This is a genomic window from Streptomyces sp. NBC_00647 (assembly GCF_045207245.1).
Classification (GTDB): domain Bacteria; phylum Actinomycetota; class Actinomycetes; order Streptomycetales; family Streptomycetaceae; genus Streptomyces.
On sequence record NZ_CP109040.1, the window covers coordinates 6,528,808 to 6,551,224 of the forward strand.

Annotated in this window: 19 protein-coding genes; 6 read left to right on the forward strand and 13 right to left on the reverse strand. The window is 70.6% G+C overall.

The window, feature by feature from the left end; genetic code table 11:
• Positions 1 to 193 precede the first annotated feature (193 nt).
• Both OG788_RS28840 and OG788_RS28845 read right to left on the reverse strand, forming a co-directional pair.
• Positions 194 to 451, reverse strand: a complete 258-nt coding sequence (locus OG788_RS28840; RefSeq protein WP_351541071.1) for a hypothetical protein — start codon at positions 449 to 451, stop codon at positions 194 to 196.
• Positions 448 to 1,344, reverse strand: coding sequence for an SPFH domain-containing protein (locus OG788_RS28845; RefSeq protein WP_351541068.1), 897 nt, complete (start codon positions 1,342 to 1,344; stop codon positions 448 to 450). The genes OG788_RS28840 and OG788_RS28845 overlap by 4 nt, the downstream gene beginning before the upstream one ends.
• Positions 1,345 to 1,670: 326 nt before the next feature.
• Here OG788_RS28845 and OG788_RS28850 point away from each other — a divergent pair, with 326 nt between their 5' ends.
• Positions 1,671 to 3,992 (forward strand): transglycosylase domain-containing protein, encoded by a 2,322-nt coding sequence (locus OG788_RS28850; protein WP_406374344.1) that lies wholly within the window; start codon positions 1,671 to 1,673, stop codon positions 3,990 to 3,992.
• A 115-nt stretch (positions 3,993 to 4,107) separates the two neighbouring features.
• Here the strand turns inward: OG788_RS28850 and OG788_RS28855 are convergent, their stop codons facing one another.
• From OG788_RS28855 to OG788_RS28875, 5 genes are all read right to left on the reverse strand, one after another.
• On the reverse strand, positions 4,108 to 5,571 hold the full coding sequence (locus tag OG788_RS28855; protein WP_406374345.1) for a catalase: 1,464 nt from the start codon (positions 5,569 to 5,571) through the stop codon (positions 4,108 to 4,110).
• Positions 5,572 to 5,750: 179 nt separating this feature from the next.
• Positions 5,751 to 7,913, reverse strand: a complete 2,163-nt coding sequence (locus OG788_RS28860) for a SpoIIE family protein phosphatase (protein WP_406374346.1) — start codon at positions 7,911 to 7,913, stop codon at positions 5,751 to 5,753.
• Between the two features lie 412 nt (positions 7,914 to 8,325).
• Entirely contained in the window at positions 8,326 to 9,018 is a 693-nt protein-coding gene (locus tag OG788_RS28865; RefSeq protein WP_356750500.1) for a DUF402 domain-containing protein, read from the reverse strand.
• A gap of 115 nt (positions 9,019 to 9,133) precedes the next feature.
• On the reverse strand, positions 9,134 to 10,537 hold the full coding sequence (locus OG788_RS28870) for a class II fumarate hydratase (RefSeq protein ID WP_406374347.1): 1,404 nt from the start codon (positions 10,535 to 10,537) through the stop codon (positions 9,134 to 9,136).
• Between the two features lie 241 nt (positions 10,538 to 10,778).
• Positions 10,779 to 12,446: a fumarate hydratase gene (locus OG788_RS28875; protein ID WP_351541051.1), complete on the reverse strand. Its 1,668-nt coding sequence runs from the start codon at positions 12,444 to 12,446 to the stop codon at positions 10,779 to 10,781.
• Positions 12,447 to 12,693: 247 nt separating this feature from the next.
• Here OG788_RS28875 and OG788_RS28880 point away from each other — a divergent pair, with 247 nt between their 5' ends.
• Together OG788_RS28880 and OG788_RS28885 are read left to right on the forward strand one after the other, a co-directional pair.
• Positions 12,694 to 13,422, forward strand: a complete 729-nt coding sequence (locus OG788_RS28880; RefSeq protein WP_351541048.1) for a DUF1707 domain-containing protein — start codon at positions 12,694 to 12,696, stop codon at positions 13,420 to 13,422.
• A 198-nt stretch (positions 13,423 to 13,620) separates the two neighbouring features.
• Positions 13,621 to 13,989 (forward strand): WhiB family transcriptional regulator, encoded by a 369-nt coding sequence (locus OG788_RS28885; RefSeq protein ID WP_266762312.1) that lies wholly within the window; start codon positions 13,621 to 13,623, stop codon positions 13,987 to 13,989.
• Between the two features lie 88 nt (positions 13,990 to 14,077).
• Here the strand turns inward: OG788_RS28885 and glpX are convergent, their stop codons facing one another.
• Positions 14,078 to 15,109, reverse strand: coding sequence for a class II fructose-bisphosphatase (gene glpX / locus OG788_RS28890; protein WP_266762314.1), 1,032 nt, complete (start codon positions 15,107 to 15,109; stop codon positions 14,078 to 14,080).
• Between the two features lie 127 nt (positions 15,110 to 15,236).
• Between glpX and OG788_RS28895 the strand changes: the two genes are divergently transcribed.
• Positions 15,237 to 15,755 (forward strand): DUF4245 domain-containing protein, encoded by a 519-nt coding sequence (locus OG788_RS28895; protein ID WP_351541044.1) that lies wholly within the window; start codon positions 15,237 to 15,239, stop codon positions 15,753 to 15,755.
• Positions 15,756 to 15,869: 114 nt separating this feature from the next.
• Here OG788_RS28895 and OG788_RS28900 read toward each other — a convergent pair whose 3' ends face one another.
• From OG788_RS28900 to OG788_RS28915, 4 genes are all read right to left on the reverse strand, one after another.
• A complete protein-coding gene (locus OG788_RS28900) occupies positions 15,870 to 16,460 on the reverse strand; it encodes a malonic semialdehyde reductase (RefSeq protein WP_406374348.1) in 591 nt (196 codons plus the stop codon).
• Between the two features lie 208 nt (positions 16,461 to 16,668).
• Positions 16,669 to 16,920, reverse strand: coding sequence for an exodeoxyribonuclease VII small subunit (locus OG788_RS28905; RefSeq protein ID WP_351541038.1), 252 nt, complete (start codon positions 16,918 to 16,920; stop codon positions 16,669 to 16,671).
• Positions 16,921 to 16,929: 9 nt separating this feature from the next.
• Positions 16,930 to 18,138, reverse strand: a complete 1,209-nt coding sequence (gene xseA, locus OG788_RS28910) for an exodeoxyribonuclease VII large subunit (RefSeq protein WP_351541035.1) — start codon at positions 18,136 to 18,138, stop codon at positions 16,930 to 16,932.
• A gap of 184 nt (positions 18,139 to 18,322) precedes the next feature.
• Positions 18,323 to 19,696 (reverse strand): APC family permease, encoded by a 1,374-nt coding sequence (locus tag OG788_RS28915; RefSeq protein ID WP_406374349.1) that lies wholly within the window; start codon positions 19,694 to 19,696, stop codon positions 18,323 to 18,325.
• Between the two features lie 102 nt (positions 19,697 to 19,798).
• Here OG788_RS28915 and OG788_RS28920 point away from each other — a divergent pair, with 102 nt between their 5' ends.
• Both OG788_RS28920 and ppgK read left to right on the forward strand, forming a co-directional pair.
• Positions 19,799 to 20,803, forward strand: coding sequence for a 4-hydroxy-3-methylbut-2-enyl diphosphate reductase (locus OG788_RS28920; protein ID WP_356750512.1), 1,005 nt, complete (start codon positions 19,799 to 19,801; stop codon positions 20,801 to 20,803).
• Between the two features lie 29 nt (positions 20,804 to 20,832).
• On the forward strand, positions 20,833 to 21,582 hold the full coding sequence (gene ppgK / locus OG788_RS28925) for a polyphosphate--glucose phosphotransferase (protein WP_406374350.1): 750 nt from the start codon (positions 20,833 to 20,835) through the stop codon (positions 21,580 to 21,582).
• 89 nt (positions 21,583 to 21,671) lie between these two features.
• Here ppgK and OG788_RS28930 read toward each other — a convergent pair whose 3' ends face one another.
• The gene (locus OG788_RS28930) at positions 21,672 to 22,100 is read right to left on the reverse strand and encodes a DUF6542 domain-containing protein (protein WP_356750516.1); all 429 of its coding nucleotides are present in this window, start codon (positions 22,098 to 22,100) and stop codon (positions 21,672 to 21,674) included.
• Between the last annotated feature and the right edge of the window lie 317 nt (positions 22,101 to 22,417).

Here is a 22,417-nt window from a genome sequence, read left to right on the forward strand (position 1 = left end):
CATGGTGTGTATACGCGCCGCGTATAGGTCATGACGGAGGGGGAGGAGAGGAGGGCCGGAGAGGGAGACCCGGCTGGTCACGGCCGTTTGTCACGGTTCTGAACCAGCCGTCCCGCCGCCCGAGGACGGGCGCGGGGCGCGAGCCCCGGACGCCCAGGGCCGGTCGGGGCGGTGGTGCGCGAAAGGACGTGCCCTAGGCCTCCGGGCCCTCCGGCTCCCCGGCGGCCGGCGGCCGTCCGCGGCGGGGAATGGGGCCCGTCCCGCCGGGCAGCCGGCCGGCCTCGGCGAGCGCGCGGCGCAGCAGGAACTCGATCTGCGCGTTGGCCGACCGCAGTTCGTCGCCCGCCCAGCGAGCCAGAGCCTCGTACACCAGCGGATCGAGCCGCAGCAGCACCTGCTTGCGCTGCTGCTGCGGCCGACGCGGCGGTGTCCCCTCCGAAGGAGCCGTCACTGGTAGAGGGACCCCGTGTTCAGAACGGGCTGGGCCGCGCGGTCCCCGCACAGCACGACCATCAGATTCGACACCATCGCCGCCTTCCGCTCGGAGTCCAGCTCCACGATGTCGCGCTCGGTGATCCGGGCGATCGCCGCCTCGACCATGCCGACCGCGCCGTCCACGATCTGCCGCCGCGCCGCGACGACCGCTCCGGCCTGCTGGCGCTGGAGCATCGCCGAGGCGATCTCGGGAGCGTACGCGAGATGCGTGAAGCGCGACTCGATGATCCGCACGCCGGCCGTCTCCACGCGCGCGTGCAGTTCGACGGCGAGCTTCTCGGTGATCTCCTCGGCGTTGCCGCGCAGCGACAGGCCGTCCTCGTCATGAGCGTCGTACGGGTACTCGATGGCGATGTGGCGCACGGCCGCCTCGGTCTGGGTGGCGACGAACTCCAGGAAGTTGTCCACCTCGAAGGACGCCTGCGCGGTGTCCCGCACGTTCCACACCACGACCGCGGCGAGCTCGATCGGGTTGCCGTAGGCGTCGTTGACCTTGAGGACGGCGGTCTCGTGGTTGCGCACGCGCGTCGAGATCTTGGTCCGGGACGTCAGGGGGTTGACCCAGCGCAGCCCGTCCTGCCGGATGGTGCCCCGGTAGCGCCCGAAGAGCTGGACCACCCGGGCCTCGCCGGGCGCGACGGTGTTCAGCCCGCACATCGCGAAGAACGCGGCGATGCCGACCAGCACGCCGGTGGTGATCAGTGCGGCCTGGGCGCCGCCGGTGTGGACCACCGCGCCGCCGACGGCGCACAGCGCGGCGCCGAGGAGCAGTCCGAGAAGGCCGAGGAGAAGTGCGAGCCCCCCGCCGATGCTGTGCGCGGCGAACTCCCGGACGCGGGGCGCAGGCATCTCGGGCCCGTCACCCGCTGTCCCGAGGGCGGATACGCCCGGGACGGGTGAGGGGTCGTGGGAATGGTGTGACGACATGGTCGGTCCCCCGTTTCGTACGGCATAGCTTCTGTCTATCTAAGTGATATCACTTTACCCGCCGCGCAACCTTCTACCCCTCCCGCTCGTCGGTTTCTTTGGGGCCCGTGCGTAAGGCGTGCTGATTGTCACGTCCGGAAAAGACCGGATCGGCTGCCCTTTGTCATAGCGCGCGGTGTTAGCTTTCTGAGCTGACCTGAGCGACGAACTTGTGTGCCACACGAGAGTGAAGCGGAGCGGATCGACCCATGGGACGAGCTGAAGAGAGACGAGCGCGGCAGGCGCAGGGCCGCCGCGCGGCGCCCCAGAGCTCGTCGGGGCATCAGGCTGCGGGCCCCGGGGCCGGCGCGCAGGCGGGCGGCAAGGCCAAGCGCACCGGCATACGCAGGTTCGTGAACTGGAAGTCGGTCCTCGGGACCTTCCTCGGCGTCTGCCTGCTCGGCATGGGCGCGTTCATCGTGCTGTACATGGTCGTGTCCGTGCCCGAGGGCAACGCGGCCGCGAAGCGGCAGAGCAACATCTACAAGTACAGCAACGGCGACCTCCTCGGGCGCACCGGCAAGGTCAACCGAGAGATAGTCGACCTGTCCAAGGTGCCCCAGGGCGTCCAGAAGACCTTCGTCGCCGCCGAGAACAAGTCGTTCTACAAGGACTCGGGCGTCGACCTCAAGGGCACCGCCCGAGGTCTGATCAACACCCTCTCCGGCAAGGGCAAGCAGGGTGGTTCGACGATCACCCAGCAGTACGTCAAGAACTACTACCTCAGCCAGGACCAGACCGTCACGCGCAAGCTGAAGGAACTGGTCATCTCGTTGAAGGTGGACCGCAAGAAGTCCAAGGACGACATCCTCGCGGGCTACATCAACACCAGCTACTACGGCCGCAACGCGTACGGCATCCAGGCGGCGGCGCAGGCCTACTACCAGGTCGACGCCAGCAAGCTCAAGGTCGAGCAGGGCGCCTACCTCGCCTCGCTGCTCCAGGCTCCGAGCCAGTACGACTGGGCGGTCGCCTCGAAGACCGGCAAGAGGCTGGTCGAGGCCCGCTGGAACTACACCCTCGACAACATGGTCGAGCAGGGCTGGCTCGACTCGGGCAAGCGCGCGGGCATGAAGTTCCCGGTTCCCAAGGACCCGAAGGGCGCCCCCGGCATGGAGGGTCAGACCGGCTATCTGGTGTTCCAGGCCGAGGCCGAGCTGGCCAAGCAGCTCGTCGCCCAGGGCACCGCGGCCGACCTGGACGACGCCCACGCCCTCATCGACGCGGGCGGCTGGACCATCACGCTCAACATCGACAAGAAGAAGCAGACCCTGCTGGAGAAGACGGTCAAGCAGCAGCTCACCAGCAAGCTGGACCCGAAGAAGCGCAAGGTCGACGCCAACATCCAGGCCGGTGCCGTGTCGGTCGACCCCAAGACCGGCAAGGTCCTCGCGATGTACGGCGGCACGGACTACTTGAAGCACTACTTCAACAACGCGACACGCCGGGACTACCAGGCCGCGTCCACGTTCAAGCCGCTGATCCTCGCGGCCGCCCTCGCCGAGGAGGCCACGACGCGCTCCGGCAGGCCGATCGCCGCGAACACGATCTACGACGGCACCAGCCGCCGCCCCGTCGTGGGCAGCAGCATCGCCTTCGCGCCGCCGAACGAGGACGAGCACAACTACGGCCCCGTCACCGTGCAGACCGCGATGAACAAGTCCATCAACTCCGTCTTCGCGCAGATGGGCGTCGACGTCGGCATGGACGAGGTGCTGAAGGTCGCCGGCGAGCTCGGCATGAACACCAAGGGACTCCAGCCGGTGCCCGCGCAGACCCTCGGCTCCATGGGCGCCAGCCCGCTGGAGATGGCAGGCGTCTACGCCACGCTCGACAACCACGGCAAGAAGGTCACCCCGGCGATCGTCGCCTCGGCCGTGCACAAGGACCGTACGGTCCAGATGCCGGACCCGACCGGCGAGCGGGTCATCAGCGAGGAGGCCGCCGACACGGTCACCTCGGTGCTGACCGGCGTGGTCGACGACGGTACGGCCCGGGTCTCGGTGCGGGACAACCCGAACCGCAACGGCCAGCAGGTCGCCGGCAAGACCGGTACGTCCGACAACAACAAGTCGGCCTGGTTCACCGGCTACACGCCGAACCTCGTCACCTCGGTCCTGCTGTTCGGCCAGGACGCGAAGACCCAGAACCAGGTCTCGATGAAGGGCGCCACGGGCCTCGTCGAGGAGGGCGGCCGTGTCAATGGCGGTGGCTTCCCGGCGAAGATCTGGGCGGCGTACACCTTCCGGGCGATGGGCGGCAAGGTCAGCGAGTTCGACCTGAACACCACGTCGGGCGCGGCGGTGGAGCCGACCGACCTCCCCACCGCCACCGAGTCACCGTCCAGCACGCCGTCGTCGACGCCCACCACCGAGGAACCGTCGTCGGAGCCGCCCACCACCAGCAGCCCGCCGACCCCCACGGACGAGCCCACGACGACCGAGCCGACGACGACGACCCCGTCCACGCCGGCGGAGACGGCCACCGACGGCATTCCGGACAATCCGTTCGACCAGAACAACCGTCAGTAGCGCATGAGCGCGTAGGAGTCGGCAGCGCTTGAGCACGCAAGAGGGGGCACCCGGAACTCCGGGTGCCCCCTCCGCGCGTCTTCGCGTCTTCGCGTCTTCGGGCCTTCCGGCCGGGTCAGTCGCCGTTGACGCTGTGCGCGATCCGGTCGCCGATCTCCTTGTCCACGTTGCGCCAGTACTGGATGGCGCGGTCCAGGACCGGGCGGGTCACGCCGGCCTGGAGATGGCCGCTCACGTTCCCCACCAGACGGTCGCGAGCCGCGTCGTCGAGAACCTGGCGCACCATCGTGCCCGCCTGGCCCCAGTCGTCGTCCTCGCGGTGCGGCTTGTACGCCTCGCGCACCAGCTCACCGGCGGTCTGCCAGCTCGCGGGGTCACCGAACCGCCCGTAGTCGGCCGCCGGGCCGCCGTAGGAGTTGGGCGCGTAGGGACGGGCCGCGTTCGACGCCTCGTAGCGCATCGGGCCGTCCTTGGCGTACGAGTTCACCGGGGAGTGCGGCCGGTTGGGCGGCAGCTGGGTGTAGTTGGGGCCGATCCGGTACCGGTGGGTGTCGGGGTACGAGAACAGCCGGCCCAGCAGCATCTTGTCCGGCGAGGGCCCGATGCCGGGCACCAGGTTCGAGGGCTCGAAGGCGGCCTGCTCGATGTGGATGAAGTAGTCCTCGGGGTTCTTGTCAAGGACCATGCGCCCCACGTCGATCAGCGGGTAGTCCCCGTGCGGCCAGACCTTGGTCAGGTCGAAGGGGTTGAACCGGTAGTCCGCCGCGTCCTCGAACGGCATGATCTGGACCTTCAGCGTCCAGCTCGGCGCGTTCCCGGAATCGATCGACCCGTACAGATCCTGGCGGTGCACGTCCGGGTCCGTCCCCGCCAGCTCGTCGGCCTCAGCCTGGGTGAGGAACTCGACGCCCTGGTCGGTCTTGAAGTGGTACTTCACCCAGAACCGCTCACCGGCGCCGTTGATCCACATGTAGGTGTGGGAGCTGTAGCCGTTCATGTGGCGGTACGTCTTCGGGAGGCCCCGGTCGCCCATCAGCCAGGTCACCTGGTGCGCCGACTCGGGTGAGAGGGTCCAGAAGTCCCACTGCATGTCGTGGTCGCGCAGACCCGTCGCCGGGTGGCGCTTCTGCGAGCGGATGAAGTCCTGGAACTTGATCGTGTCACGGACGAAGAAGACCGGGGTGTTGTTGCCCACCATGTCGTAATTGCCGTGCTCGGTGTAGAACTTCAGCGCGAAACCGCGCGGGTCGCGCCAGGTGTCGGGTGAGCCCTGCTCGCCCGCCACGGTCGAGAAGCGGGCCAGCATCTCGGTGCGCCTGCCCGGCTGGAACAGGTCCGCCCTGGTGAACTGGCTGACGTCGTTGGTGACTTCGAAGAATCCGTACGCGCCACTGCCCTTGGCGTGCACCACCCGCTCGGGGACCCGCTCCCGGTTGAACTGCGCCATCTTCTCGATGAGGTAGTGGTCCTGGAGCAGGATCGGGCCGTCGGGTCCGACGGTGAGCGAGTGTTCGTCGCTCTCCACCGGAATCCCGACGTTGTTCGTGGTGTACGGAGCCTTCCGGGATGCCTGCGTCACGAGCGTCCTCCCGTCGGAGATGAGGTCGTCAGGTCGCTTCGCTCACCCCAGCAGTCAACGCCGCCGACACCATGTCGGCAACATGGGGACGGGGTCCCGCACCGGCACGGTTCGGTGCCGGGCCGGCCCGGCACCGGTTCAACGCCGGCCCGCGAGGGCGAGGCCGGACGAGTACCCGGTCAGCTCCGGTTCAATTCGAACCAGACGACCTTTCCCGTGCTCAGCCGGGTCGCCCCCCACCGCCTCGCCAGCCGGTTCACCAGGAACAGCCCGCGACCGCCCTCGTCCGTGGCCCGCGCCTGCCGCAGCCGCGGCAGCTGAGGCACGTCGTCACCGACCTCGCAACGCAGGACGTCCGTCCGCAGCAGCCGCAGCGTCACCGGCCGCGACGCGTACCGCACCGCGTTCGTCACGACCTCGCTGACCAGCAGCTCCACGGAGTCGGTCATGTCCTCCATGCCCCAGCGGGCCAGCGCCCGCCGGGCCAGGCGCCGGGCCCGGCCCGGCGCCGCGTCCTCCGGCTCCAGGAACCAGTACGCGACATCGCTCGGCGCGATCCCGTCGAACCGCGCCGCGAGCAGCGCGATGTCGTCGTCCCGGTCACCCGGACCGAGCATGTCCAGCACCTCGTCGCACAGCGCTTCCAGCGGCGGCGGATGATCGGGCCCGGTCAGCGCCGCGACCGCGGCGAGCTTCTCCCGCAGCTGCTCTATGCCGGTCCAGACGTCCCTGAGCCGCGACTCGACCAGCCCGTCGGTGTACAGCAGCAGCGTCGCCCCGGCCGGCGCGTCCAGCTCCACCGCCTCGAAGTCGACCCCGCCCACACCGATCGGAGCGCCCGGCGGCACCCGCAGTACCTCGGCCCGCCCGCCCAGATGCAGCAGCACCGGCGGCGGATGGCCCGCGTTGGCGATGGTGATCCGGTGCGACACCGGGTCGTAGACGGCGTACAGGCAGGTCGCCATGCGGTCGGTGCCGAGCCGCTGCGCCTGCTCGTCGAGATGGTGCAGCACCTCCTGCGGCGGCAGATCCAGCCCCGCGAGGGTCTGCGCCGTCGTCCGCAGCTGGCCCATGATCGCCGCCGACGTCATGGAGTGGCCCATCACGTCACCGACGACCAGGGCGACACGGCTGCCCGGCAGCGGGATCGCGTCGTACCAGTCGCCGCCCACCCGCGCCGTCTCGGCGGCCGGCAGATAGCGGGACGCGAGCCGTACCCCCGTGGGCCGCGGCAGCGTCTCGGGCAGCATCGTCCGCTGGAGCTCGTCGGCGATGTACGCCTCACGGCCGTACAGCACCGCCTTGTCGATGCCGAGCGCGCTGTGCGTGGCGAGCTGGGCGGCGACCAGCAGATCGTCCGCCTCGAAGGCGAGACGCTCCGGACGGCGCAGGAACAGCGCCGCGCCGATCACCCGGCGCCGGCCGCGCAGCGGGGCGAGGATCGCCCGCTGCCCGCTCGGGACCGGCAGATCGTCGCCGAGCAGCTCGGGCAGCGCCGCCCGGGCGGCCGGCGCGTCCGCGAACACCGGCCGCACCCCGCGCAGCACCTCGGCGAGGGCGCCGCCGGGACGCACCTCGCACAGCTCGGCCGTCATCGCCGACAGCTCACTGGGCTCCGGCCGCAGCACGGACAGGAAACCGCTCTCGGTGTCCCGCTCCTCGGGAATCCGGTCGGTACGCCGCAGCCGCAGCACGAGAGGACCCGTCGGCCGCTCGTCGCCCACCGGCAGCGGGTCGCGCAGATAGACGAGGATCGCGTCCGAGAAGGTCGGCACGGTGGCCCGGCAGAGCCCCATCACGATCTCGTCGAGGTCGATGCCCCGGGCGATCCGCCGGGTCGCGGCGCCCACGAAGCGCAGCCGGTCCCCGTCGCGCCGCATCGGCATCGGACCGCCCTGCGGCAGGCTCTGCCCGGTACGGCGCTCCTTGCCGCCGGAGGTCCGCGAGGAACGGGCCTGCTCGGCGTCCGGCTGGATCGGGATGCTCTCCGGCGCGGGGCGCGGGCGGTGCGGATCGGGCTCGGTCGCCGACGGCTGGGAGTGCTCCGGGCCGGGGCCGGGAGAGGCGGGCGGGGGTGTGGGCGCGTCCGTGCCGGAGGACGCGGACACGCCGGCGTCCGGGGACGCCTTGCCGCCGGCCTTGCCGCGCTTGCCGCGCGGCGCGGCCGTACCCGAACTCCTCGGGGCGTCGCCCGTGCGTGCCTGTACCGGTAACGCTCCGGACCCCGGCAGCTGGGACGGCTGCTCCGGGGTACGCAGGAGCGCCCCGCGAGGGTCCGCGGGGGCGGGCGGCCGGCCGGCGCCGCTCTGCCGGCGCTCGTGCGAGGTGGGGTGCTCCGTCACGCGTGTCGAGTCCATCCGTCCGGGGCTGCGCGCCGTGCGTGCAGTTCGTCCCGCAGCCCCGATACCCGGAATGTGTGCCCCAGGAACGGATTCTGCGCGTCGTCAGGGCCGGGACCGACGGCAAGGGCCGCCGTAGCCCGGCACGGTACGGCCCGCGGACGGCCGGAAACGACCCGTGCCGACAGGAGGCCGGTGGCCGAAGCCCCCGCCCGCACGGCCGTGGTGGCGAGCCCGCGCGGTGCGACCGGTCCCTGGCCGGCCACGCCGCCGTACGCCTCGTACCCCTCGCTCACGTCCTGCCGCCCCTCGGTGACATATGGTCAAGCTCGGCTCATCCTGCGGGAGTTGTTGCTGCCGTGCGCCCTTGCGGAAGACGATCCTACGGTTGTACCACGGGGGCGCATCAAGGGTCTCATGAGGACACGTGCGCGGGCGTACGGTCCCAGTCATCCGGCAGAACGGGAACCGGCCAGCCCGGATCGGGCCTCCAGTGCTGCCATCCGTCCGAGAACGGCGCGCCCCACGCGCGGATCACCTCCACCGCCGACCACCCCGCCTCCCGTACGCGTGCCGCCAGTTGAGCATCCATCAGACCGGCCCGTTGCGCCATCGCGAACTCGTCCTCGTCGAGCCAGCGCCAACTGCGGTCCGGGTGGACCGAGATGTCGAGGAAGTGATCCTCGGAGTCCACCCCGCCCGCCCAACGGGTCAGCGGAGCCTCCAGATTCACGTACCAGTTCTTGAAACGCCAGCCCGGCTCCCAGAACAGCCACACCGACCAGGCGTCGCCCGGGCGCGCCAGCTTCAGCACCCCGGTCCCGAACCAGCGGTCGCGCCGGACCGTGCGCGGCTTGGTGTAGCGCGACTCCAGCGGCTCCCCGTGCACCGGCGAACCGTCGGCGAGCACAGGCTTCACGCATTCCGTGCCCGGCGCCATCCATACCGCGAGCAGTTCGGCGTCGTCGCGTGCGACCGTCACGGGACGGCAGATGTGGACGCGCTCACCGGCGTTCTCCCGGTACCGCCACAGGATCTGGCTCCCGGGCTCCCAGTACGCCGCCGACCCGCCCTCTTCCGCCCGCCTCACCGCTCCACCCTCTGCCATGACCAGATATTAGGTGCCCCAGGCATGCGACGCTGCGGCGCGCGTCACGGTTCCCGCGATCGGGGACCTGCTGTTACGGAGCCGTCATCAGGCGTTTTTCCACGGATGCGGGCCGTTACGGGCGCGTCATCCGCAGGACATCCAGCGCTTCGTCCAACTGTTCCAGGGTCAGGTCTCCGCGCTCCACGTACCCGGACTCCAGCACCACCTGGCGAATCGTCTTCCGCTCCGCGAGCGCCTTCTTGGCGACCTTGGCGGCCTCCTCGTACCCGATGTACTTGTTCAGCGGTGTCACCACGGACGGCGACGACTCCGCGTACTCGCGCGCCCGCTCCCGGTGGGCGACGATTCCGTCCACCGTGCGGTCGGCGAGCAGCCGCGAGACGTTGGCGAGCAGCCGGACCGACTCCAGGACGTTCTTGGCGATCACCGGCAGCATGACGTTCAGTTCGAAGTTCCCCGCCGCGCCCGCCGTGGCGACGGTCGCGTCGTTCCCGGTGACCTGCGCGGCGACCATCAGCACCGCCTCGGGGATCACCGGGTTCACCTTGCCCGGCATGATCGAGGATCCCGGCTGGAGATCCGGGAGGCTGATCTCGGCCAGTCCGGTGCGCGGCCCGGAGGCCATCCACCGCAGATCGTTCGCGATCTTGGTCAGCCCGACCGCGATGGTCCTGAGCTGACCGCTCGTCTCCACGATCCCGTCGCGCGCCCCCTGCGCCTCGAAATGGTCGCGGGCCTCGGTCAGCGGCAGCCCGGTCGACCGCGCCACCTCCGCGATCACCGCGGCGGAGAACCCGGGCGGGGTGTTGATCCCCGTCCCCACGGCCGTGCCGCCGAGCGGCAGTTCGGCCAGGCGCGGCAGCGAGGCCCGGAGCCGCTCGACCCCGTAGCGCACCTGGGCCGCGTACCCCCCGAACTCCTGCCCGAGGGTCACCGGCGTCGCGTCCATGAGATGGGTGCGCCCCGACTTCACCACGTCGGCGAACTCTTCCGACTTGCGGCCGAGGGCGGCCGCGAGGTGCTCCAGCGCGGGCACCAGGTCCCGGGTCACGGCGGCGGTCGCGGCGATGTGGATCGAGGACGGGAACACGTCGTTGCTCGACTGCGACGCGTTCACGTGGTCGTTGGGGTGGACGTCCCGGCCCAGCCGCTCGGTCGCGAGCGTGGCGATGACCTCGTTGGTGTTCATGTTGGAGGACGTCCCGGAGCCCGTCTGGAAGACGTCGACCGGGAATTGCGCGTCCCAGCGCCCCTCGGCGACCTCCGCGGCCGCCTCCTGGACCGCCTCCGCGACATCCTTGTCGATCACGCCCAGCTCGCCGTTCACCTTCGCGGCGGCCGCCTTGATCCGGGCGAGGGCCTCGATGTGCGCGCGCTCGAGGCGCTGCCCCGAGATCGGGAAGTTCTCCACGGCACGCTGCGTCTGCGCCCGCCATTTCGCCTCCGCGGGCACCCGCACCTCGCCCATGGAGTCGTGCTCGATCCGGTACGCGCCTTCGCCCTGGCCATCTGTCATCGGTGACACCTCCATGGGGGACAGCATCCCGGAGCCCGCGGCTGTTCCCGCCCGGCGCGCGCGAAGCCGTTGGTCCGTGCGGCCCAGTGCCGGCGGGGCCGCGACGAACGAACGGCCGCCTTGCCGGCGGCCGTTCGCAGGACACGGAGGGCTTCGCGCAGGGCACCCCGTACGACGTCACCCGTACGGCGCGGCACGCGGCACCCGTACGACGTCACCCAGGACGTCGTACGGGCCCGCACTACGCCAGTCCGGGGCCCCGCACCGGGATCGAGGTGAAGGTCGGGGCGGGGGCGGGATCCTGGAAGAAGTCGTTGCCCTTGTCGTCGACGACGATGAAGGCCGGGAAGTCCTCGACCTCGATCTTCCAGACGGCCTCCATGCCGAGCTCCTCGTACTCGACGACCTCGACCTTCTTGATGCAGTCCTGGGCGAGGCGGGCGGCCGGGCCGCCGATGGAGCCGAGGTAGAACCCGCCGTGCGTGTCGCAGGCGTCCGTGACCTGCTTGCTGCGGTTGCCCTTGGCCAGCATCACCTTGGAGCCGCCCGCCGCCTGGAACTGCTCGACGTAGGAGTCCATGCGGCCGGCGGTCGTCGGGCCGAAGGAGCCGGAAGCGTAGCCCGCGGGCGTCTTGGCCGGGCCCGCGTAGTACACCGGGTGGTCCTTCAGGTACTGCGGCATCTCCTCGCCCGCGTCCAGCCGCTCCTTGATCTTGGCGTGCGCGATGTCGCGCGCCACGACGAGCGGGCCGGAGAGCGAGAGCCGGGTCTTGACCGGGTACTTCGTCAGCGCGGCGAGGATGTCGTCCATCGGCTGGTTGAGGTCGATCTTCACGACGTCGCCGGCCTCGTCGAGATGCTCGTCCGTGGTCTCCGGCAGGAAGCGCGCGGGGTCGGTCTCCAGCTGCTCCAGGAAGACGCCCTCGGCGGTGATCTTCGCGACGGCCTGGCGGTCGGCCGAGCAGGAGACGGCGATCGCGACCGGGCAGGACGCGCCGTGGCGGGGCAGGCGCACCACGCGCACGTCGTGGCAGAAGTACTTGCCGCCGAACTGCGCGCCGATGCCGATCTTCTGGGTCAGCTCGAAGACCTTCTCCTCCAGCTCCTTGTCCCGGAAGCCGTGCCCGAGCTCGGAGCCCTCGGACGGGATCTCGTCCAGGTAGTGCGCGGAGGCGTACTTCGCCGTCTTCAGGGCGTACTCGGCGCTCGTGCCGCCGACGACGATCGCCAGGTGGTACGGCGGGCAGGCGGCCGTTCCGAGGGAACGGATCTTCTCCTCCAGGAACTTCATCATGGAGCCCTCGTTGAGGACCGCCTTCGTCTCCTGGTAGAGGAACGACTTGTTGGCGGAGCCGCCGCCCTTGGCCATGAACAGGAACTTGTAGGCGCCGCCGTCGGTGGCGTACAGCTCGATCTGCGCCGGCAGGTTCGAGCCCGTGTTCTTCTCGTCCCACATGGTCAGCGGGGCCATCTGCGAATAGCGCAGGTTCAGGTTCTTGTACGCGTCGTAGATGCCGCGCGAGAGGGCGGCCTCGTCGCCGCCCTCGGTGAGCACGTTCTGGCCGCGCTTGCCCATGACGATCGCCGTGCCGGTGTCCTGGCACATGGGGAGGACGCCGGCCGCCGCGATGTTCGCGTTCTTCAGCAGGTCCAGGGCGACGAACTTGTCGTTCGCCGAGGCCTCCGGGTCGTCGATGATGCGGCGCAGCTGGGCGAGGTGCGCCGGCCGCAGGTAGTGCTGGATGTCGTGGATGGCCTCCGTGGCGAGCTTGCGCAGCGCCTCCGGCTCCACCTTGAGGAACGTGCGCCCGTCGGCCTCGAAGGTGGAGACACCCTCGGAGGTCACCAGCCGGTACGGGGTGGTGTCCTCTCCCTGGGGGAGCAGATCGGTGTACGCGAACTCAGGCATCTCGCCCATTCCTCACTCGACAGACAGCTTTGGGGCTCGTTCGCCTCGGGCGCGCCCCTTCGGCTCACTCGCCGGAGGCCGGCCTTCATTGGCAGCGTCCACCAGCGTAGAACCTGACAGGGACGCCGAGGTTGTGAGGTAAGGCTCAGTTCGGACACCGGACCGACGGCCCGGACGGACGGAGGGTTTTCCACAGGCGCCGCGCGGGGGGTAGTCGCGATCTATCGCGTTTGGGTACGCTGCTGTCGTGGACCTTCAAAAGCACCCCGACGCGACCCCCGCCACGGCGGCGAAGCCGGCCGAGCTGCGTGCCTCCGACGCCGACCGCGACCGGATCACCGACATCCTGCGCGAGGCCCTCGCCGAGGGGCGCCTGACCCCGGAGGAGCACGCCGAGCGGGTGGAGGGAGTGCTGGCCACCAAGACGGTGGGCGAGCTCGACCAGTTCGTCCGGGACCTGCCCGCCGCCCACACCGGCCGCGCGACCTCGGCGTACGGTTCGGCGCCCAACCGCCCCACCCAGGGCGAGATCCCCGCCGAGGCCGACGACAACGTGGTGGCGGTCTTCAGCGCCGCCGTCCGCAAGGGCCGCTGGCGGGCGGGCCGCCGCATCCACGCGTACGCGGTCTTCGGCAGTGTGGAGATCGACCTGAGCGAGGCGATCTTCGAGTACCAGCAGGTCGTGATCAAGGCGGTCTCCGTCTTCGGAAACGTCGAGGTCCGTGTCCCGGAGAATGTCTCGCTGCGGGGCAACGGCGGCGGTGTGCTGGGCAACTTCGAGGTGGACACGCTCGATTCGGGCGACCCCGACGCACCCGTGGTCTACGTCGACGGCTTCGCCGTCCTCGGGAACGTCGAGGCGAGGCCCAAGCGCGGCAAGCTGATCGCGGACATCCTCGACCGGGTCACGAGCCGGGTGAACGACCGCGTGGCCGACCGGGTGGACCGGAGTCTGCGCAAGCACCTGGATCGTTGACGCCCGGGAACGGATCGGCGGCGGAGCGCGGTGGTCCGGGTCCGGACGATCGATCACGCGGGAGAAGGCCCGGGCTTCGGAACACAGTGCATAGGCGCGCGCACAGCGGGTAGGCCTTGCTGCATCGTCTCTTGGAGGGCGCAGCGGAACTTTCCGCGGTGCCCGGCACGCTCGCGAAGCCGTCGTCAGGAGTAGACCGTGCTGCAACCGCCGCATCAGTCCCTGCAGGTAGCTGCCGTTCCGGCCCAGCGGGCGCCAGTGCGGGACAGGGATCAGGAAGCGCCATGGCACACCGAGGCGGTGTGCCGGCGTGACGAAGCCGGCCTGTTCTTCGCCCCCTCCAAGGAGCCGACCGCCTCCCGGCTCTCCCGTGAGGAGGCCGCCAAGCGCGTCTGCGCCCGCTGTCCCGTCATGGTCGAGTGCCGCGAACACGCGCTGCTGCAACCCGAGCCGTACGGCGTCTGGGGCGGCCTCACCGCCGCCGAGCGCCGTGTCGTGCTCGCCAGGCGCCGCCGCCGCGACCTGGAACTCAAGAAGGCGCGGGGGCCGATAGCCGCGGCCGGCTGACACCCGCGTACGGAAAAGGGGCGCCCCTCCGCACAAGGGGCGCCCCTTCCGCGCCTTCGAAGGCGCCCGGCCCGTTCGGCCGGTGGTCCTACTTGGCGCGGTCGAAGTCGATCGCGCTGTACGCGCGCAGCTTGCTGAGCCGGTGCTCCGACGTGATCTGGCGGACCGTTCCGGACTTGGACCGCATCACGATCGACTCGGTCGTCGCGGTCTCGGAGCGGTAGCGCACCCCGCGCAGCAGTTCGCCGTCGGTGATGCCGGTCGCGACGAAGAAGACGTTCTCGCCGGAGACCAGGTCGTTCGTGGTCAGGACGCGGTCGAGGTCGTGCCCGGCGTCGACCGCCCGCTGCCGCTCCTCGTCGTCCTTCGGCCACAGCTTGCCCTGGATGGTGCCGCCGAGACACTTGACCGCACAGGCCGAGATGATGCCCTCGGGCGTGCCGCCGATGCCGAGCAGCAGATCGATGCCGGTGCCCTCGCGCAGCGCGAGGATCGAGCCCGCGACATCGCCGTCGGAGATCAGCTTGATGCGCGCGCCGGTCTCCCGGATCTCCTTGATGATGCCGTCGTGGCGCGGCCGGTCGAGGATGACGACGGTGACGTCCTCGGGCGTGACCCGCTTCGCCTTGGCGACCCGGCGGATGTTCACCGACACGGGCGCGTTGATGTCGACGAAGTCGGCGGCTTCCGGGCCGGTGACCAGCTTGTCCATGTAGAAGACCGCGGACGGGTCGAACATGGTGCCGCGGTCGGCGGCGGCGAGCACGGCGATCGCGTTCGTCATGCCCTTGGCGGTGAGCGTCGTCCCGTCGATCGGGTCGACGGCGATGTCGCACTCGGGGCCGGTCCCGTCGCCCACGCGCTCCCCGTTGAAGAGCATCGGGGCCTCGTCCTTCTCTCCTTCGCCGATGACGACGACGCCGTTCATCGAGACGGTGGAGACAAGGGTTCGCATGGCCCGGACGGCGGCGCCGTCGGCGCCGTTCTTGTCGCCGCGGCCGACCCAGCGGCCCGCGGCCATCGCGGCGGCCTCGGTGACGCGGACGAGTTCGAGGGCGAGGTTACGGTCGGGGGCTTCCGACGGTACTTCGAGTTCTGACGGCAGATGATGCTCGGTCATCGACACGCACCTTTCTGATACGACGACGGCCGGATGAGGGTGATGACCCCGACTCTATCGCCAGACTTGAAAAATGAGCAGGGGGCCCCACGGATGAGCAGGCCAGGGCACCTGCGACGATAGGGCCGTGGCAGGTATGAAAGGCAAGCAGTCGGTCCGGGACATGATTCTCTCCCTGGGCCTCATCGGGCTCATGGCGGGCGTTATCTACATCTTCATCCCGCACGACGCATCAGAGCCCGATCTCAAGCGTGTCGACTACAGGGTCGAGCTGCTCACGGCTCGCCGCGCGGCGAGTTATCCCGTGGCGGCGCCCGAGGGTCTGCCGACGGCGTGGAAGCCGACCTCGGTGCGGTACGACGGCAGCGAGTTCGACGTGTGGCACCTGGGCTACCAGGCCCCCGACGGTCAGTACGTGGCGGTCGAGCAGTCCACTCAGCGGCCGGCCGTGTTCATCGACTCGGCGAGCCAGGGCGCGCGGCAGACCAAGGCCACCCAGCGCATCGGCGACCAGACCTGGCAGCGCTACGAGGGGGACCACTACGACGCCCTCGTCCTCAAGGGCAAGGGCTCGACGACCGTGGTGACCGGCACCGGCTCGTTCGGCACGCTCGCGAAGATGGCGCAGGCCCTGAAGACCTCGTAGGCACCCCGCGTACGGATGTACGAGAAGGGCCCCCGGCGGTGATGCCGGGGGCCCTTCTCGTGCTGGTGCGGAATCGACCGGTTGTTCCGGCGGTGCCGGTGGTCGAACCGGTGATCAGACGGTCGTGATGACCTGGTCGGCGTCCAGGCGCGGGGAGCGCGGGAACCAGGCGTCCTCGCCCGGCTTGCCGATGTTGACGATCATCAGCGGGGTGTGGTCGTCGTCCAGGAACTCCTTCTGGACGCCGGCGAGGTCGGCGCCGGTCATCGGACCCGCGGCGAGGCCGGCGGCGCGGACGCCGATGATGAAGTACGCGGCCTGGAGCGCGGCGTTCAGCGCGGCGGCACCCTCACGGGCCGGGCGCTCGGAGAAGAAGAGGTCCTTGGCGGCCGGGAAGTGGGGGAGGAGCGCCGGCAGCTCCTCGTGGAACTCGTTGTCCGCGGAGAGGATCGCGACCAGCGGGGCGGCGGCGGTCTTCGCCTGGTTGCCCTCGGCGAGGTGCTGCACCAGGCGCTCACGGGCTTCCGGGGAGCGGACCAGGGTGATGCGCAGCGGCGACTGGTTGAAGGCGGTCGGGCCGAACTTGACCAGGTCGTAGATCGCCTGCACCTGCTCGTCGGTCACCGGCTCGTCGGTGAACGTGTTCGCCGTGCGGGCCTCGCGGAACAGCAGGTCCTGAGCGGTGGGGTCAAGGACGAGAGACATGAAGAACCTTCTCGGTGCGTGCGGTGGATCCCGGGGGATCTGTTGGCGAGAACGACACTACGACGGGAAGGTTTAAAGTTCAACCAAAAGCGGGGTATGGTGATCCGCTTCACAGGTCAGAGGGTGCGAGGAGAGGGCTTCGGTTCTCCCGGCACGCAGGACGACGGCGGCCGGCCCCACCGGGGCCGGCCGCCGTCGTCGTCGGTCGTTACTCGGAATCCGAGCCGGTGCCGGTGTCCTCCTGCCGCGACTCCGACTCCTCCTCGGCCAGGGCCGCGTCCAGGCGCGCCCGCGCGCCCTCCAGCCAGCGCCGGCACACCTTGGCCAGCTCCTCGCCCCGCTCCCAGAGCGCCAGGGACTCCTCGAGGGTCGTACCCCCCGCCTCCAGGCGGCGTACGACCTCGATCAGCTCGTCCCGCGCCTGCTCGTACCCGAGCGCCTCGTCCACCTTGCTGGTCATGCGCCCACCCTATGCATCGACTCGAACCGTGAATTCACCCTCGGCGACCCGCGCCCGCAGCGTCTCGTCCGCCACGACCTCGGCCGGGTCCCGGACCACATGACCGTCGGCCTTCTGCAGCACCGCGTACCCCCGCTGGAGGGTCGCCGCGGGGGAGAGGGCCACCACGCGCGCGTGCGTGTGCGTCAGCTCCGAGTCCGCGCGGTCCAGGAGATGCCCGAGGGTGCGCCGCCCCCGGTCGAGCAGCGCGGCGACCTGGTCCGCCCGCTCGTCGATCATCCGGTGCGGATCCTCTATCGAGGGCCGGGCCAGCGCGTGCGCGAGGCCCCGCTCCTCGCGGTCGATGAACGACATGACGCAGCGCCGCGCGCGGTCCCGCAGGAACCGCACCCGCTCGTACTCCTCGCCGACATCCGGCACGACCTTCTTGGCCGCGTCGGTCGGTGTGGACGCCCGCAGGTCGGCCACATGGTCCAGAAGCGGGTTGTCGGGCTCGTGCCCGATGGCCGACACGACGGGCGTACGGCAGGCCGCGACCGCCCGGACGAGCTGCTCGTCGGAGAACGGCAGCAGATCCTCCACGCTGCCGCCGCCGCGCGCCACGATGATCACGTCGACCTCGTCGAGCGCGTCCAGGTCCTTCACCGCCTGCACGACCTGCGGGACGGCGTGGACGCCCTGCACGGCGACATTGCGCACCTCGAAGCGGACGGCGGGCCAGCGGTGCCGCGCGTTCTCCAGCACGTCCCGCTCGGCCGCCGACGCGCGCCCGCACACCAGCCCGATGAGCTGCGGCAGGAACGGCAGCGGCTTCTTCCGCTCGGCCGCGAACAGTCCCTCGCCCGCCAGCGACTTCTTCAGCTGCTCCAGCCGGGCGAGGAGCTCGCCCACCCCCACCGGCTTGATCTCGGCGGCCCGCAGGGACAGCTGCCCACGCGGCGCGTACCACTCAGGCTTGGCGTGGACCACCACCCGGGCGCCCTCGCTCACCACGTCGGCGACGGCGTCGAAGACCTGCCGGTAGCAGGTCACGCTCACCGAGATGTCGTACGACGGGTCGCGCAGCGTCAGGAAGACGACCCCCGCGCCGGGGCGCCGCGACAACTGGGTGATCTGCCCCTCGACCCACACCGCGCCGAGCCGGTCGATCCATCCCCCGATGAGCCGGGACACCTCGCCGACGGGCAGCGGAGCGTCCGCGGACGTGTTGAGAGCCATGCGCCCGAGCGTAGTGGCCACCACCGACAACGCCTGCACCCCCGGACCGGGCCCGGGCGGCCCGGTCTCCGGCACCCCCGGCCGGCGTTACCCGGCCTCCGGGCCCGGCAGGCGCCACCCGGTCTCCGGCCCGGCCGGCCCGGCCGGCGTTACGCGGTCTCGGGTCCGGTCCGCCCGGCAGGCGTTACCCGGTCTCCGGTCCGGTTCGCCCCCGTTGGGCGAGGAGCACCACCAGGCCCACCGCCAGCCAGACGAGGCCCACCACCTGGGCCGTACCCGAGGCCTCGACCATCACCGCGACGGTGATCGCCGCGCCCAGCACGGGGACGAGGACGTGCCGCCACCACACCACCGGCCCGCCCAGGTGACGTACGGCGAACCAGCCCACCACGGACGCGTGCAGCAGGGTGAACGCGGTCAGCGCGCCGATGTCGACCACCGAGACCAGCTTGTCGAGGCCGTCGTCGCGGCGCGCCGCCCAGACCGCGGCGACCAGAGTGATCACCGCAGCACACGACAGGGCCGCCCGCGGCACCCCGGAGTCGGTCCGCGCCAGCGCCCGCGGCAGCCTCCGGTCCCGGGCCATCGCGAAGACGAGACGCCCGGCCGCGGCCTGCCCGGCCAGCGCGGCGAAAGCCGCCCCGATCGCCTTGCTGACCGCCACCAGGTTGTGCAGCCACGAGCCGACGGACACGTCCACGGCGTCGTAGAAGGCCGGACCCTGCTTCGCGGGGTCGGCGGCGAGCTGCGCGGACGACAGCGGCTCCAGCAGCGACGCCAGATAGGTCTGCGCCACGAACAGCACACCCGCCAGCGCCAGACAGAACAGGACCGCGCGGGCCACCTTCTCCGAACCGCCCGTCACCTCCTCGGCGAAGGAGGCGATGGCGTCGAAGCCCAGAAAGGAGAGGACGGCGACCGAGACGGCGCCGATGACCGCCGACAGCGCGAACGCGCCCTGTGTGCCGTCACCCGACAGCGGGGACAGCCAGTCGCGGTGCGCGCCGTCGCGCGCGAGCATCACGACCGCCGACACGACGAAGACAAGAAGGACCACGATCTCCATCGCGAGCACCAGAAAGCCGACCCGCGCCGCGGTGCGGACGCCCCAGAGGTTGAGGAACGTCGTGACGACGACGGCGAGCGCGGTCCACACCCACCGGGAGACCTCCGGGACCAGGGAGTTCATCGCGATCCCGGAGAACAGGTAGGCCACCGCCGGAATGAGCAGATAGTCCAGCATCACCATCCACCCGGCGACGAACCCGGCCTCCTTCCCGAGCCCCGCGCGCGCGTAGGCGAACACCGAGCCCGCCTGCGGGACCACCCGGACCATCTGCGCGTAGCTGAACGCGGTGAACGCCATGGCGACCGTCGCGACGACGTAGACCAGCGCGACCGCCCCGTGCGACTTCGCGTCCAGCGTCCCGAAGACCCCGACCGGCGCCATCGGGGCGATGAACAGCAGCCCGTAGACGACCAGATCCCGGAAGCCGAGGCTGCGCCGGAGTCCGTGCTTCGCCGCGCCCGAGCCGGCGGTGGTCTGCGTGTCGGACATCGTGCCTCCCGAGGGTCGCGCCCGGCCCCACCCCTCCGGCTCCCCACAGTCTCTCCAAGGAGGCGATCTTTGACCTGCCGGGCGCGGCCTTACGATGGGGGCATGACTGCTTCGCCTGGCCGCCGTGTCCTGCTCGCCGCCCCCCGGGGCTACTGCGCGGGCGTGGACCGTGCCGTGATCGCCGTCGAGAAGGCCCTCGAGCAGTACGGGGCCCCGATCTATGTCCGCCACGAGATCGTCCACAACAAGTACGTCGTGCAGACCCTGGAGAAGAAGGGCGCGATCTTCGTCGAGCAGACGGCGGAGGTCCCCGAGGGGTCCATCGTCATGTTCTCGGCGCACGGCGTCGCCCCCGTCGTCCACGACGAGGCCGCGAAGGGCAAGCTCGCGACCATCGACGCGACGTGCCCGCTGGTCACCAAGGTCCACAAGGAAGCCGTCCGGTTCGCGAACGACGACTTCGACATCCTCCTGATCGGCCACGAGGGCCACGAGGAGGTCATCGGCACCTCCGGCGAGGCCCCCGACCACATCACGCTGGTCGACGGCCCCGAGGACGTCGCCAAGGTCGAGGTCCGCGACCCCTCCAGGGTCGTCTGGCTCTCCCAGACCACCCTCTCGGTCGACGAGACGATGGAGACGGTCGACGCCCTGAAGGAGAAGTTCCCGCAGCTCATCTCCCCGCCGAGCGACGACATCTGCTACGCCACGCAGAACCGCCAGCTCGCCGTGAAGCAGATGGGCGCGGAGGCCGAGCTGGTGATCGTGGTCGGATCGCGCAACTCCTCCAACTCCGTGCGGCTGGTCGAGGTCGCCAAGCTCGCCGGCTCCCGCGAGGCCTACCTCGTGGACTTCGCCGACGAGATCGAGGAGGCGTGGCTGGAGGGCGTGAGCACGGTCGGCGTCACCTCCGGCGCCTCCGTGCCCGAGATCCTCGTCGAGCAGGTCCTGGAGTGGCTGTCCCGGCGCGGCTTCGAGGACGTCGAGCTCGTCAAGGCCGCCGAGGAGTCCATCACCTTCTCGCTGCCCAAGGAACTGCGCCGCGATCTGCGCGCGGAGGCGGCGGCCCTGGTGGAGCGGCGCACGGGCGTCACGCCCGGGAAGTGACCGTCAGTCGTACGACGTAACGTAGGGCCATGCAGATCTTCGGTGTGGACATTGGCGGATCCGGGATCAAGGGTGCCCCTGTGGACCTTGACCGCGGGGACCTGGCGGCGGAGCGCTTCAAGGTGCTCACCCCGCAACCCGCGACACCCGACGCGGTGGCCGACGGCGTGAAGGACGTCATCGGCCACTTCGGCTGGACGGGTCCCGTGGGCATCACGTTCCCGGGCGTGGTGACCGGTGGGTCCACGATCCGTACGGCGGCCAATGTCGACAAGGACTGGATCGACACCGACGCGCGCGCGTTGCTGAGCGAGCGGCTGGGCGGCCTCCCGGTGACCGTGCTGAACGACGCGGACGCGGCGGGCGTCGCCGAGATGCAGTTCGGCGCGGGCCGCGACCGTCAGGGCACGGTCATCCTGCTCACCTTCGGCACCGGCATCGGCAGTGCCCTCTTCATCGACGGCGAACTGGTCCCGAACACCGAGCTGGGCCACCTGGAACTGAACGGCCACGACGCGGAGAAGCGGGCCTCCACCAAGGCCAAGGACGACCACGAGCTGACCTGGGAGCACTGGGCGCGCCGCGTCACGAAGTACCTCGCCCACGTCGAGATGCTCTTCTCCCCGGAACTGTTCATCATCGGCGGCGGTGTCAGCCGTAAGGCCGAGAAGTTCCTGCCGCTGATCGAGGACATCAAGGCGGAGATCGTCCCGGCCCAGCTCCAGAACAACGCGGGGATCGTGGGCGCGGCGATGCGCGCGGTGAAGCTCGCGCAGTAGCCGCGACACCGCCCGCGAGGGGACGGGAACCCGAGGCGGGACGGGAACCCGAACCCGAGCGGGACGGGAATCCGCAGCGGAACGAGGGGTCAGCGGGGCTGCCTGCCGCCCGGCAGGCTGCCGCGCGCCTGGGCCCGCCGTCGGGCGGCCCGGCGGCTCATCAGGCGGACCTTGCGGGCGGTCACGACGAGGCCCGCGGCCAGCGTCCCGCCGTACAGCCAGCCCGCCTGGAGGGCGAGGGCGGTGACCAGCCCCATGAAGCTGCCGCTGACGCCGCCGCCGCTGTCGTCGGCGATCGGCAGCAGCCCGAAGGTGAAGGCGATCGGCACGATCACGGGGGCGGTCACCAGGTCACCGGGCCGCACCCACAGCGCGGTCAGTACGCACACGGGCAGGAACAGCACCCCGTAGACCGTCAGGGATCCCCCGAACAGCAGCTGGTCGAGGCAGGCCAGCGCGAACATCGACGCCCCGCAGAACAATCCGCCGCCGAGCCCGGTCAGCCGGGGATTCGGCATCCGCCGCGCCTCCCGCACGCCCGCGGGCGCGGGCCGCCGCGACACCGGGGCGGCCCTTCTCGCACCGTCGCCCGCGGCCCGCCCGCCCTGTGCCGGAACGGGTGCACCGCGTCGCGGTCTGTACTGAGGGGGACGCGTCCTGTGTTGCTCCACTGGACCAACTTAGGTCGTTTTATGTGTGGAATGGCTCTTCGGACACGCCGGAGGCCGGCGGAAGGCAGGCCATGGAAAGAGCTTGGCCATGCGTTCGATACCTCGCCGGTACGGGCCGGACCACGCCGTAGACTGGTGGATCGGCCCGCTCTCCTGGAGGGCCT

What these genes read in the sequence shown, in the direction of transcription:
- OG788_RS28900 (WP_406374348.1), bottom strand. Translation starts at nt 16,460, where the DNA reads ATGTCTCTCGTCCTTGACCCCACCGCTCAGGACCTGCTGTTCCGCGAG.
- OG788_RS28915 (WP_406374349.1), bottom strand. Translation starts at nt 19,696, where the DNA reads ATGTCCGACACGCAGACCACCGCCGGCTCGGGCGCGGCGAAGCACGGA.
- xseA (WP_351541035.1), bottom strand. Translation starts at nt 18,138, where the DNA reads ATGGCTCTCAACACGTCCGCGGACGCTCCGCTGCCCGTCGGCGAGGTG.
- OG788_RS28930 (WP_356750516.1), bottom strand. Translation starts at nt 22,100, where the DNA reads ATGCCGAATCCCCGGCTGACCGGGCTCGGCGGCGGATTGTTCTGCGGG.
- OG788_RS28845 (WP_351541068.1), bottom strand. Translation starts at nt 1,344, where the DNA reads ATGCCTGCGCCCCGCGTCCGGGAGTTCGCCGCGCACAGCATCGGCGGG.
- OG788_RS28905 (WP_351541038.1), bottom strand. Translation starts at nt 16,920, where the DNA reads ATGACCAGCAAGGTGGACGAGGCGCTCGGGTACGAGCAGGCGCGGGAC.
- OG788_RS28870 (WP_406374347.1), bottom strand. Translation starts at nt 10,537, where the DNA reads ATGACAGATGGCCAGGGCGAAGGCGCGTACCGGATCGAGCACGACTCC.
- OG788_RS28920 (WP_356750512.1), top strand. Translation starts at nt 19,799, where the DNA reads ATGACTGCTTCGCCTGGCCGCCGTGTCCTGCTCGCCGCCCCCCGGGGC.
- ppgK (WP_406374350.1), top strand. Translation starts at nt 20,833, where the DNA reads ATGCAGATCTTCGGTGTGGACATTGGCGGATCCGGGATCAAGGGTGCC.
- OG788_RS28865 (WP_356750500.1), bottom strand. Translation starts at nt 9,018, where the DNA reads ATGGCAGAGGGTGGAGCGGTGAGGCGGGCGGAAGAGGGCGGGTCGGCG.
- OG788_RS28875 (WP_351541051.1), bottom strand. Translation starts at nt 12,446, where the DNA reads ATGCCTGAGTTCGCGTACACCGATCTGCTCCCCCAGGGAGAGGACACC.
- OG788_RS28850 (WP_406374344.1), top strand. Translation starts at nt 1,671, where the DNA reads ATGGGACGAGCTGAAGAGAGACGAGCGCGGCAGGCGCAGGGCCGCCGC.
- glpX (WP_266762314.1), bottom strand. Translation starts at nt 15,109, where the DNA reads ATGACCGAGCATCATCTGCCGTCAGAACTCGAAGTACCGTCGGAAGCC.